14 protein-coding genes are annotated in these 11,540 nt (G+C 43.3%); 8 read left to right on the top strand and 6 right to left on the bottom strand.

The features are described 5' to 3' along the window. Positions 1-330 precede the first annotated feature (330 nt). Entirely contained in the window at positions 331-741 is a 411-nt protein-coding gene (locus AT710_07445; GenBank protein ID KUO91138.1) for an S-adenosylmethionine decarboxylase proenzyme, read from the bottom strand. A gap of 232 nt (positions 742-973) precedes the next feature. Between AT710_07445 and AT710_07440 the strand changes: the two genes are divergently transcribed. Next, the gene (locus AT710_07440; GenBank protein KUO91137.1) at positions 974-2,101 is read left to right on the top strand and encodes a hypothetical protein; all 1,128 of its coding nucleotides are present in this window, start codon (positions 974-976) and stop codon (positions 2,099-2,101) included. Positions 2,102-2,106: 5 nt separating this feature from the next. On the opposite strand, the gene AT710_07435 is transcribed toward AT710_07440, so the two are convergent. Then, positions 2,107-2,463 carry a ferredoxin gene (locus AT710_07435; GenBank protein KUO91136.1) on the bottom strand — a complete coding sequence of 119 codons (357 nt, stop codon included), beginning with the start codon at positions 2,461-2,463 and terminating at the stop codon, positions 2,107-2,109. Between the two features lie 284 nt (positions 2,464-2,747). On the opposite strand from AT710_07435, the gene AT710_07430 reads away from it, so the two are divergent. Both AT710_07430 and AT710_07425 read left to right on the top strand, forming a co-directional pair. Next, positions 2,748-3,917, top strand: a complete 1,170-nt coding sequence (locus AT710_07430; protein ID KUO91135.1) for a hypothetical protein — start codon at positions 2,748-2,750, stop codon at positions 3,915-3,917. A gap of 26 nt (positions 3,918-3,943) precedes the next feature. Continuing rightward, entirely contained in the window at positions 3,944-4,729 is a 786-nt protein-coding gene (locus AT710_07425; GenBank protein KUO91134.1) for a hypothetical protein, read from the top strand. Positions 4,730-4,760: 31 nt separating this feature from the next. Here AT710_07425 and AT710_07420 read toward each other — a convergent pair whose 3' ends face one another. Together AT710_07420 and AT710_07415 are read right to left on the bottom strand one after the other, a co-directional pair. After that, the gene (locus tag AT710_07420) at positions 4,761-5,663 is read right to left on the bottom strand and encodes a hypothetical protein (GenBank protein ID KUO91133.1); all 903 of its coding nucleotides are present in this window, start codon (positions 5,661-5,663) and stop codon (positions 4,761-4,763) included. Between the two features lie 219 nt (positions 5,664-5,882). Beyond that, positions 5,883-6,311, bottom strand: coding sequence for a universal stress protein UspA (locus tag AT710_07415; protein KUO91132.1), 429 nt, complete (start codon positions 6,309-6,311; stop codon positions 5,883-5,885). Positions 6,312-6,568: 257 nt separating this feature from the next. Between AT710_07415 and AT710_07410 the strand changes: the two genes are divergently transcribed. The 4 genes from AT710_07410 (at position 6,569) to AT710_07395 (ending at position 9,715) form a co-directional block, all read left to right on the top strand. Further along, positions 6,569-7,492 (top strand): 3-phosphoglycerate dehydrogenase, encoded by a 924-nt coding sequence (locus AT710_07410; protein ID KUO91139.1) that lies wholly within the window; start codon positions 6,569-6,571, stop codon positions 7,490-7,492. Next, entirely contained in the window at positions 7,489-8,535 is a 1,047-nt protein-coding gene (locus tag AT710_07405) for a hypothetical protein (GenBank protein KUO91131.1), read from the top strand. Before AT710_07410 ends, AT710_07405 begins: the two co-directional genes overlap by 4 nt. A 252-nt stretch (positions 8,536-8,787) precedes the next feature. Further along, positions 8,788-9,132 carry a hypothetical protein gene (locus AT710_07400; GenBank protein ID KUO91130.1) on the top strand — a complete coding sequence of 115 codons (345 nt, stop codon included), beginning with the start codon at positions 8,788-8,790 and terminating at the stop codon, positions 9,130-9,132. Positions 9,133-9,139: 7 nt separating this feature from the next. Then, a complete protein-coding gene (locus AT710_07395; protein ID KUO91129.1) occupies positions 9,140-9,715 on the top strand; it encodes a hypothetical protein in 576 nt (191 codons plus the stop codon). Here the strand turns inward: AT710_07395 and AT710_07390 are convergent. Next, positions 9,693-10,031, bottom strand: coding sequence for a hypothetical protein (locus AT710_07390; GenBank protein ID KUO91128.1), 339 nt, complete (start codon positions 10,029-10,031; stop codon positions 9,693-9,695). The two genes, AT710_07395 and AT710_07390, sit on opposite strands and share 23 nt — an antisense overlap. Before the next feature lie 26 nt (positions 10,032-10,057). Further along, positions 10,058-10,843: a hypothetical protein gene (locus AT710_07385; GenBank protein KUO91127.1), complete on the bottom strand. Its 786-nt coding sequence runs from the start codon at positions 10,841-10,843 to the stop codon at positions 10,058-10,060. Positions 10,844-10,906: 63 nt separating this feature from the next. On the opposite strand from AT710_07385, the gene AT710_07380 reads away from it, so the two are divergent. Continuing rightward, positions 10,907-11,251 carry a hypothetical protein gene (locus AT710_07380; protein KUO91126.1) on the top strand — a complete coding sequence of 115 codons (345 nt, stop codon included), beginning with the start codon at positions 10,907-10,909 and terminating at the stop codon, positions 11,249-11,251. Positions 11,252-11,540: the final 289 nt, after the last annotated feature.

Here is an 11,540-nt window from a genome sequence, read left to right as displayed (position 1 = left end):
CGAGGGCTAGTTGCCTCAACTCCGTGAGGGTCAAGCCCCTACCATCCTCATGGTAGAAGTATGTGTCTGCCCATCGTAGGGTGTTGTAGGCCTCACAAGCCAACTCCAATTGGGCCTTTAACGCCCTCAACGCTCGTCGATCGGTGTATGCTCTAAACCTAAACCCCACGATGGGCATTAACATTGTTCCTCGTTAGCTCATATATAAATATATGGGGCCATCCCCTTAACCCCCGTTAAGACAAATATCCTCCTTCCCAGATAGCATCTACACTTTATGCATTAGGCAAAAATGGTTAAAGATTGATTGTGATTAGCAACTGTATGTAGTCAACTTTCCTCGTAATACATGGATCTATCGGAAACATGGACATCATATCGAGAAGCATGTAGTTTTTTAACTATGAACTCAAAGGCAGCCATGGGCTTTGTATGTTCCCCACAGGTATATACATCAACAGTGGCGTATCCGTGCTCGGGCCATGTATGTATAGATATATGGCTCTCCGCAACTATTGCAACAGCGGATACGCCACCGCTTGATCCGAATTTATGGTAAAAAGCAGATATTACCGTTGCATTAGCTACTTCGGCAGCCTCCTTTACCAGTTGAAGTAGAAAAACCTCATCGCTTAGCAATGATTCATCGCAACCATATAAATTACCATATATATGTATGCCGTACACCGCGGCCGCATTCTTTTCTCCCGTCGACGTTTGGATATATGTTGTGGCTGTCATTTCTCCCCAATTATCAGGGATTTTTGAGAAACGTGATCAAGAAGTGTTTAAAAGCTTTATCCTAAAAAATCCATCTCCTTATATAGGATTCCCCAGCCTTATATTGCATTCCCTGATTCCTAGCATTATTATTGATAATAAAGCGGGATGAGCGGTGATGGGGGTGCTGGAATTTGCTTAATTAAATTTAGTGATGCCCACTAGTTTAAATAAGCTGGACAATGCTTAGCTAGTGCTTAAATGCATTAAGTGTGGATATGAGACTTCCGGCGATGAATATAGATGTCCACGTTGTGGATTACCGCTTATGGTCGTGAAGGAGGGGCTTAAGTATAGGATAAGGAAGGGAGCTAGCGGCGTATGGAGGTATAGCGATATGCTTCCGCGAATTAATGGGGATTTCTTCTCATTAGGGGAGGGGTACACGCCTATACGTCGCATGGGTAAATCCTTGCTTAAGCTGGAGGATAGAAATCCAAGTGGATCCTATATGGATAGAGGAACGGCTGTCTGGATAAGCATCAAAAAACCGCGGGAAGTATTTCTAAAGATGAGTGGGGATTTCTCGAGATCGATTTCCCTATATGCTACCAAGATGAGAAGTAAGGTTGTGGTTTCCGTGGGTAAATCGGATGATGCAAGCGATATAGAGTTCTATGCAAGGCTGGGCTGTGATCTATGTATAGAATGCGTTAAAGAACCAACTGTGCGATATGGTGATCCCTACATGATTGAGGGATTCAAAACCATTGCCATGGAGGTAATGGAGCAATTAGGCGACGTGAGGGGGTTAGTCGTTCCGGTGGAAAGCGGCATATTGCTCTTCTCTATTTGGCTCGGATTTAAGGAATTATTGAGCATTGGCGCAATAAGCGAGGTGCCCGCAATGATTGGTGCAAGAATAATGGAAAATGGAGAAACAAGGGCGGAGAACCCCATCATCGAGTTCTTAGCATCACAGGAAGTGATGTTTATGGATGTGGATCCACAAGATGCATTAAGCGCAACAATTCAATTAACTAAAGCCGGGATTTATCCAAGACCTATATCTGCTGCAGCGTATGTGGCTGCATCCAAAATTGAAAATAACTATGTCGCTATTCTTACGGGTTCCCCCCTCATTATGAGGAAACACGTCGGTGGCGGTTCATTAACTAGCTTGCAGAGGGAACTACTTGAAGTGGTTGAGTCCATGGGAAGAGCGACGGCATATCAAGTATGGAGACAATTAGGTGGGTCTGCATCCCTTCAAGGCATTTATAGGGCCTTGAATAGTTTAGCCGCTAGGGGATTATTATTGAGGACCGTGAGTGTTAGAGGAAAAAGACGAGTGATTTATTTCTCTGTGAATAGGGATTAACCGCGTCACTCCCCGTTAGCTCCCTTGCTGGTTACCCCGTATTTTTTCTTCCATTCCTCAAATATGGCGCGTTCCTCCGGCGTTAATTGTCTCTCTATTCTGAACCATTTATCCTTATGCTTAGCCTCCTCTGGTGCTTCGCTTGATTTCCAGATGCAATTAACTGGGCATACTGGTATGCATGAAAAATCATCGACACACCAATCCCAGATCAATCTTGCCTTTCCATTCTCATCTAGTTCCCAAGCATTGGTTGGGCACACCGATACGCATGCGCCACATCCAATGCATATGTCCTGGTCATCTATCACCCTAATGTATTGAGATAATTCTTGCGGAGTCTTGGGTATTTCCTTCGCCATAATTATATCACTAAATCAGATGGAGATAACGTTTTTCATTGATACCTACCTTGGGCATTCATTATTTGTAGTAACATTACTGTNAACTATCCCCTGATGGGCGAGGCTTTCCCCTTAATCCCAACTTTATAAAATACCTGACTTCCCTTGGCACTAAAGGGGCGAGGCTTATCGTTCTTTCATCATCATTAATTAATGCCATGAGGCAAGTCCCTCTGATCTTTTTGGGAAAGAATGGAAGTTATGTTTGTTTTATCATTATATAGTTAATTATTTAAATAATAATGCAAATAAGGGTTATCTTAATGGATTATGTAGATAGGGTAATGATTCTGAACGGGATAAGGGCGTTGGGATTCTCCATAGTATGGCCATACATAGGCCTAATATTATATAGATTCCATACACCTCTATGGCTGATTGGCATCTATTACGTAGCGCAGGCCATTGTTGGAGCGATCGCTCAAGTGATTGGGGGAACATTAACCGATTACTTGGGGCGTGTTAAAACAATGAGCATTGGGATAATTGGTGGTGGATTCGCGCTTTTTGGCGCTTATTTATCAAGTAATTCCGTTATGTTAATGGGATTCCTCCTTTCACAATCAATGCTCACTTCCCTATATGCAGTGGCGAGTTCCACCCTAATAGGAGACATTAAGAGCGGCGTTGCGGATCTTGTTAAGGCGTATAGCAGGGTTAGGGTCGGGGCTAATGCCGGTTGGGCATTGGGTCCCTTCATAGGTGGATTGGCGATTCAATACATAGGCTATAAGTCGCTTTTCCTATTAACTGCAGTAATATCTCTAATAGCGATTCCTCTGGTAATGGGCATACAGGACATTAGGATACGTAATAGAATAACCTTAACAAATATTAATTCTGTGTTCGCTAAATTCCTCGCGCCAACTTTCCTATTATTCATGGTTATGGGATTGCTTGGATTCGCATTGACTATTTACTATAATGAAGTTCGAGGAATACCCACATCCAACATAGGTATAGNGTTCGGGTTGAATGGGTTGCTCGTCGTGATGCTTCAAGAGCGTATTGGTCGATATATATCAAGGCAATCCCCAGTTAAGTGGTTAATATATGGCTCCCTAATATATTATGCATCATATAGCGCCGTGGCCCTCATAGATAATTTCTATTGGGCCCTGGCCGATATTGTCGCGGTAACCATGGGCGAGATGATTGTGTCCCCTCTTGTGCAAGCACTAGCTATGAATATGGCGGAGGAGGACCGGCGAGGACAATACATGGGTCTCTTTAATCTAGCCACAAGCATGGGCAGAAGCATTGGATCCGTGCTAGCCAGCGAATCGATGCAATTCTACCTATATAAACCATTGATCTTATGGCAAATACTCTCATTTCCGGCAACGTTGGCGGCGGTTCTTTATTGGGCAGTATTGAAGCACAAGCCAATAAAGGCAACTGCTAAGCAATAATTTAAATGGCAAGAAATACGACGCTCGTGCCACGAGAGGAAGAGAGGATCAAGCAATTACTGCGGCATTATGGCATTAGGCCAAGTAGAAGACGTAGTCAAAACTTCATGATCAGCGATCATTACTTAAGCAAAATAGCCGGTCTAGCAAGAGGCGCCGAAGCCATTCTAGAGATAGGGACAGGGCTCGGCAGCTTAACTGATAAATTGATTAAAGTTACTGATAAGGTAATTACTTGTGATGTGGATCCCAGAATAGCGGCAATATACCCCGATATATCTAAGTCATGGACTAATGCGGACTTCATAATGTGCGACGGAGGATTGCCCCCCATTAGATCCATCGATTACATTGTATCTAACCTGCCTTACGGCGAATCAAGTAGACTCATATTAGGGCTATTGATTGGATTGAAATTCAATAAGGCAATACTTACCCTCCAGAAAGAAGTGGCGGAGCGATTAATCGCAGCGCCGGGGTCAGAAAACTACGGTAGATTAAGCATAATAGTTCAATGCCTTGCCGATGCCAAATTAATCGAAGAGGTGCCGCCCAATGCATTCTTTCCGAGACCTAAAGTATATTCCGCAATAATTCAACTAAGCAAGAAACCTCCCTGCACTGATGCATCTCTGTTGGAGAAGTTCACAGCTAAGGTATTTACTCAACCAAATAAAATGCTGAGGAAAGTAATTAATCAATTCTATGGTGAGGAAGCGGCTAGTTTAATTAATATTAATAAGAGGGTGTATCAATTATCGCCCATGGATGCGGCAAGCATTATAAATATGCTGAGGCCATACATTAAATGATCATCCACTAAGAGGGAGTGGATCTAGACCTTTAGGAAGGAGCTAAATCTATCTTAAGTCCATTTAGCGCGACAATTGATCTGGGGAATCTAGGAACTGCGCATGACATGAATCTATTCCAATAATCCATGCCATATCTATAGCTCACGTGAGTCAATGCTAATAAATTCACCCCCGCTTTCACCGCATCATTAACTGCATCGATGCATGTCGAGTGCCCCAACTTATGCACCTCATTCATGTCCATATCATCTAGATAAGTCGAGTCATGAATGAGAACGTCGGCGGATCTAGAAATTGCGATCACATTATCGCCGGGAGCCGTATCGCCAGTATAAACTACTTTTATATATGGATTACCAACGTTATCCACTACATCCTGGGGAGTGATTAACCTATTTCCAACCCTAACGCTCTCGCCCATGTGAAGCCGACGCCATAAATGAATGGGGACGCCTAATTCCTTGGCCTTCCTTGGATTAAATTTACCCACAGGCTTCTTAAATAATAAAGAATAGGCATTATCTAATAAGTTATGGTAGGCAGTTATATAGTGAATCTCAAATTTTTCACTGCCAATTATGACTCGTTCCTGGCTTGATTCATGAAGCTCAATCACGTTAAGAAAGGGCAAATCAGGTAACCAATCCCTTATCGGGGCTGGACCAATAATGGTTAACTGAGTCACCCTGTTAAGTAATTGCATTGTAGCAATTAATCCAAGTAATCCATTGAAATGATCCGCATGCAGATGGGAAATCAATATATGGGTTAATCTAAGCGGACTTACACCTACCTCTTGAAGCCGGAGTTGAACGCCCTCTCCAGCATCCATTAATATATTGAGCCCTTCATGAGTTACCAATATGCCTGGCAACGACCTCCACACGCTCGGTATGGCAGCTCCTGAACCCAGAAATGTTATAACTACCATTACGTGAACCCAGAGTTCGAGACACCTATAAATTTACTTTATTTATCGAAACACAGCGAAGCGATCCCTCATAATCCCTAGGAGACTTCAGTTAGTAGGGGGTGGTTTATGTTTTATTTGTACATAAAAAAACTCCCTGATCCCCTTCTCGCCGTGAATAATGGGGTTGTATAATTCATCTTTTAACACCAGAGACCCCGTCCATAAGGGCGGGGTAATTTACTTGACAACTAAGACCGGTCGTTTACAGTACCTAACTATTCTCTCGGATACTGATCCTAACAAGAACCTAGTTACTCCCTTTAGTCCCCTGGAACCCATTATTATAATATCCACGCCAAGCCTATCCGCGGCACTCATTATTTTATCGGCAGCATCGCCGCGCTCCAATATCGGTTCCGCCTCCACTCCCTCCATTGATGCCTTCTTCACCGATGAATCAAGAAGTTCCTTAGCGTTCTTAAGCAGTGAATCCATCATTTCAGGATACACCGGCGGGTAATTCATGGCTAAAATATATTTCTGTTCCTCTATTACATGAACCAAGTATAGTTTTGAACCAAAGCGTTTAGCCATATCTATCCCAATGCCGAGGGCCTTCTCCGATTGTGGAGAACCATCAATTGCAATCAATATTTTCTTAAACATAGCCTAATTACCATATGGAGATTTAAATATTTTTCATTCAAGACATAATTGAGAATAGTTTTCGGGAAAAACCTTACAAATAGACGGGTATCCCCATGGGAATCACATTAATTTGGACAAATATTAATGCCGGCATTTAAGCATATAGATAATTAGTGCCATTGAGTAATCGAGTACCTAAATAATAAACTTTATAAAACTTATAAATCAAGGATGGGCATGACTCATCTGGAATGGGGGACCCTTCCGGAATCAAAATGAGCGCCCTAATCACCGATAAAATAAGTGAGCGAGCGGTGAGTTCCTTAAAGGAGCACGGTTTCGCCGTCGATTATAGGCCCGGCATAAGTAAGGAGGAAATGATGAATATAATTGATAAGTATGATATATTGATAGTTAGGAGTAGAACCAAGGTTACCGCAGATGTAATAGATAGGGGAAAGCGATTAAGGATAATCGCAAGGGCTGGGGTTGGGCTGGATAATATAGATACTAATTATGCGGTTAATCGCGGGATAATAATAATCAATTCCCCAAAGGCAGCGACGTACTCCGCGGCCGAATTAGCAATTGGTCTAATGATTGGAGTGGCAAGGCGAATAAACTTGTTTAATTATGATTTAAAAAATGGAATGTGGAGTAAGGGATCCTATGAAGGAATGGAATTAAGGGGAAAAAGCCTAGGAATAATAGGCTTCGGCAGAATTGGGAGGGCAGTGGCCGGAGTAGGCAAAGCGTTGGGAATGAATGTTAATGCAACCGATGTAATAAATATCGAGAAGGAGGCTAATGAGCTTGGCGTCAAGCATATGGGACTCGAGGAGCTACTCATGAAGAGCGACGTGATTACCATACATGTATCGCTCACCAAAAACACGTTTCACTTGATTAACGATAAAGCGCTTAGTTTAATGAAAAATGATTCAATACTAGTAAACACCAGCAGAGGAGAGGTTATAGATACCAAGGCATTGATGAATTACCTCGATAAATTATGGGGAGTTGGACTAGATGTATTAGAACATGAACCGCCCCGAGAAGATTGGGAAAACGAGTTAGTGAAGCACCCAAAGGTGCTAGTGACGCCACATATAGGCGCCGAGACCAGGGAGGCGCAGGAACGCATGGTGGACGAATTAATTGGAAACATATTGGAAGCAACTAGGCAGGTGATCCAATGAAGTACCTAACTCCAGGGCCAGTGCAGCTTCCAATTGATGTGCTTAAGGCGATCTCGGCCCAACCAATGTTCCATAGAACCGATGAATTCAGGGAACTATTCAAAACAGTCACGGGTAAATTACTGGAGGTAAGCAATGCCAAGAACGTGGCGGTGATCCCAGGAACGGGCACAACGGCCGTGGATGCCATGGTATATAGTTTCCTGGATCCAGGCGATAAGGTGCTTGCATTAATAACAGGCGAGTTCTCCGAGAGGCTTGCGGAATCCGCGGAAACAAGGGGGGCACACATTATGAAAATTGAGGGACCATTAGGCGGCGTCCCAGATCTAAATAATATAAGAGAAGTCATTGAGGAGGAGAAGCCTAAAGCAATTCTAGCCGTGCACAATGAGACAAGCACTGGAGTTGCCAATAGGTTACTAAATGAAGTTGCCGACTTAGCCCATAAAAACAATGCCATGATTCTAATCGACAGCGTATCCGGAATGCCGGCTGAGCCCATTGATGCATCCAGATTCGATGTAGTGGCCACCGCTAGCCACAAGGCTCTAATGGCGCCTCCGGGGGCAGCAATAGTGTTTTTTAATGATGCTAAGATGGGTAGTGCGCCGAGGCCTCCCGCGATTGATGTAGCTAAATTCGTTAAGAGCATGGGCAAGCTCGAAACGCCTTACACGCCTCCAATCCCGATAATGTATGCATTAAACGTGTCGCTGGATATCATACTGGATATGGGGCTGGAGAAGTATGTTGGGATCCACATGGAGAAAATGAATTATCTATATAATGAATTAATCGGGATTGGCTTCAGGGAGGTTCCTCAGCCCTTCTTCAGAAGCAATACTGTCGCTGCACTTTACTCACCCATAGAGCCACAGATAATAATCAAAAAGCTAAGGGAAACTGGGTACACCATATCTGGAGGCATGTGGAAAATACGGGATAAATCCATCAGAATTGGAGTTATGGGGGATGTAGCATTAAGTGACTTGAAGATCGTTGCTGATGCCCTAAGAAAAATAATTCAACAAAATAAATGAATTACTCCATTCCCTGTGGATAGGGCATCCCCGCCTCACGGCTATTGATTTCCTGCTCCCCAGGAATTACTACGCACTCCCCCAAAGCGAAGGGAGCGCATAGGAGGGGTTTCCCGTACAAGGTCTCGGGGTATAAACGGCTTTAGGTTTTCAGGGTAATTACTTCTCAAGTTAGCGATTTTCAGGATCATTGATGCATAATGTATCGACGATGCGATACCTTTAAAATAGTGGTGAGTTTTCTATGCCATAATGGCTAAAAGAATTAGTAATTATGAGGATATAAGTAATGCGGAGGCATTGGCTATACTTAGATCCATTATCGCTAATTATGGACCATCGCCCAAGTTGGATGCCGTATTGGAGTACCTAAGCAAGTTTTCTAAGGTATCGAACGAGGATGCCAAGAATATGATTAAGGAATTGGAGGAGAAATTTGGAATAACTAAGATAACTGCAATTCAGTTAGTTAATATCCTGCCGAAGAGCATTGATGAGATTAAATCAATAATAAGCAGCGAGAAGGGGGAGTTCAAGAATGAGGAGCTGCAGGAGATGCTAAATATATTGCAGAAGCACTCCAGCAATCAAGGTTGATTCATCCATGGATAAGAGGGAAGAATATGCGTATGTATTGGATGTAGTTCCCCCAGAGCAAATACTAGCCAAGGAACCCGCAATAGCCAGGCGGGGCTTTCCGCGTAATGAGGTATATTTACAAGTTATCGGCGATGAGTATTTCACATTAATGGAAGTCACATTAAAGCCTCAAGTAATGGCCGAGGTGGGCGAGCGGATATATATAGGATCAGGCACGAGGGATAAGGTAAATAAGATAGTGAAGCGATTAAAGTATGATGAGTTAACGCATGAGGCCAAGGCCAATTTGGAGGATATCATTCAAAAAATAGTTATGGAGAAGGAGTCGAAGTTCATAGAGTTCTTCAATACGGCTGGGCCATTAACGCTCAAGCTTCACTCGCTTGAATTGTTGAAGGGCATAGGTAAGAAAACCCTTTGGCAGCTTCTGGAGGAGCGGCGCAGAAAGAAGTTCAGCAATTATCAAGATATACGGGATCGGGTTGGCATAGATCCCGTTAAGTTAATAGTGGAGAGGATCTTAAAGGAATTGCGGGAAGAGGATAAGTACTTCTTATTTACCGCCGCTCCCCCCGAGTAGGCCTTAGAAATACCACTACTTCCTCCACGTTAAATAACCTCTTTGCTGTCCTTATTAGCTCCACGTCATCACTCAATAGACCCGTCCTACCTTTTTTGACTGACTTTATCGCTGCCAGTATTGATAAGTCGGCCTTACTGAGGCGTGTATTGTGTGAAGCCGATTGCATGTGTTTTATGTCCTCATCATTTACGTCAATTACTTTAATGCGTAATTGATCCAGCATGGCTATGGATTCATCCCTTAATTCATTGACGACCATATTGGTGGTAACTNATTCCGACGCAAGTGAGGCTAATATCAATGGATTCCTCACGTGGAAGAAGCCGCTTGCGTCGATTACTAGAACATCGAAAGGCGACGCTGCATTCTCTCGTATAGATTGAATGCCCTTGTCCTTACTATCCTTATCTTTCTGTGCCATGGCTTGATCGCCGCCTCAACTGCCTCGCCGAAATTCTCTCCATCGCATAATATATATGCTTTTTCCGTGCTAACTATCCTAATCATTGAATCAAATGGGTGAACCACTTTATATACCCCAATTGAGAATGGGGCCAATGGAATTATTAATTTGGCATCAACTCGTGGATCCAGTAGGGGGCCGCCTGCAGCGAATGAGTAAGCCGTTGATCCCGTTGATGTAGATACTATTATGCCATCCATGCGTCCCCGCAGTATTTCTAAGTTATCCTCCAACACAGTGACCGTTAATAATCTACCCATGTTAACATTTCTCATAACTACCTCATTTAGGGCAAAGCATGACTTACCCCCGCCTAAATCAGCGCTTAATGCTTTACGTTCCTCAATGATATAATTACCTGAAGCCACGTTTTCAAGAGCGGAAGCGGCTTCATCAAGTAATACATCGCTGAGAAAATTAACCCGGCCGGCCCCGATGTGGATTATGGGTAAATCCATGTCCGGATAATCATGTATGAACCTCAGCAATGTGCCATCGCCGCCTATCACTAGAGCCATATCTGGAGAGCCGCGGAGCGGTGAAATGCCTAACTCCACTTCATGTTGTCTAATGGCCGCTAATTCGATCTTATTTATCTTTGAAATGATTCCTATGAGTCGGGAAACATCATGCAATGTATTTACATAGACGGCTAATTTCATGGATAGGTAAGGCACGCTAATTATTTAAATTATGCCACGGGAGTTGGGGCAAGCATTAAAGCAATGAAGGCGAGGCGCGCTCTTCAACATGTAATTAGGAGAGCAATTTCCGTAATAATCATATTGATATTATTGATTATTTCAATTATTGAGAGAGGCGAGGCGGCCCTCATCTTGTCATTAATTGTTGGCTTAACAATTATTTACGTAATTACCCAAGATTATAGATCATACCTTGAGTCGCTTTTTCCATTAGTGATATATATGATAATTTACGCGTTGTTGAGTGGAGTCATCAATTCTTTTCAATTTTCAATAGCAATTCAATTATCCATAATATTCTCCATATATATGGCCTACATCCTAATAAAAGCCTCCATAAATACCAAGGCTAGGCGAGGCAAATGATTAATGAGAAAAACCACACTATTCCCTCGAGGATCACATCTTAATGACAAAGAAGAGTGACAAGCCTCTCCTTCTAGGGGCGGGGTAAGGTTTTTAAGCCCTGAACGAGGGAATAATTGTGTGGGGAAGCCCTGAATAGGGCGCGAGCAACGCGTAACGTGTCCCCGCACTAACATATATCCCCGAGTCCCTGGGATCCATGGATGGAGGGCTCTCCGTGGTGAGGGATAGGGGTAATGGGTTGAAGGCTCAGCCCGTGGTCCACCGCTGGACGAATGGAGCGGGGTGA

The organism is Thermocladium sp. ECH_B, assembly GCA_001516585.1.
Lineage (GTDB): Archaea > Thermoproteota > Thermoprotei > Thermoproteales > Thermocladiaceae > Thermocladium.
This window is presented reverse-complemented; position numbering and strand designations above follow the sequence as displayed.

Coding starts and splice junctions, on each gene's coding strand:
- AT710_07415 (KUO91132.1), bottom strand. CDS start 6,311: ATGTTTAAGAAAATATTGATTGCAATTGATGGTTCTCCACAATCGGAG.
- AT710_07400 (KUO91130.1), top strand. CDS start 8,788: ATGGCTAAAAGAATTAGTAATTATGAGGATATAAGTAATGCGGAGGCA.
- AT710_07380 (KUO91126.1), top strand. CDS start 10,907: ATGAAGGCGAGGCGCGCTCTTCAACATGTAATTAGGAGAGCAATTTCC.
- AT710_07410 (KUO91139.1), top strand. CDS start 6,569: ATGAGCGCCCTAATCACCGATAAAATAAGTGAGCGAGCGGTGAGTTCC.
- AT710_07420 (KUO91133.1), bottom strand. CDS start 5,663: ATGGTAGTTATAACATTTCTGGGTTCAGGAGCTGCCATACCGAGCGTG.
- AT710_07395 (KUO91129.1), top strand. CDS start 9,140: ATGGATAAGAGGGAAGAATATGCGTATGTATTGGATGTAGTTCCCCCA.
- AT710_07405 (KUO91131.1), top strand. CDS start 7,489: ATGAAGTACCTAACTCCAGGGCCAGTGCAGCTTCCAATTGATGTGCTT.
- AT710_07445 (KUO91138.1), bottom strand. CDS start 741: ATGACAGCCACAACATATATCCAAACGTCGACGGGAGAAAAGAATGCG.
- AT710_07435 (KUO91136.1), bottom strand. CDS start 2,463: ATGGCGAAGGAAATACCCAAGACTCCGCAAGAATTATCTCAATACATT.
- AT710_07385 (KUO91127.1), bottom strand. CDS start 10,843: ATGAAATTAGCCGTCTATGTAAATACATTGCATGATGTTTCCCGACTC.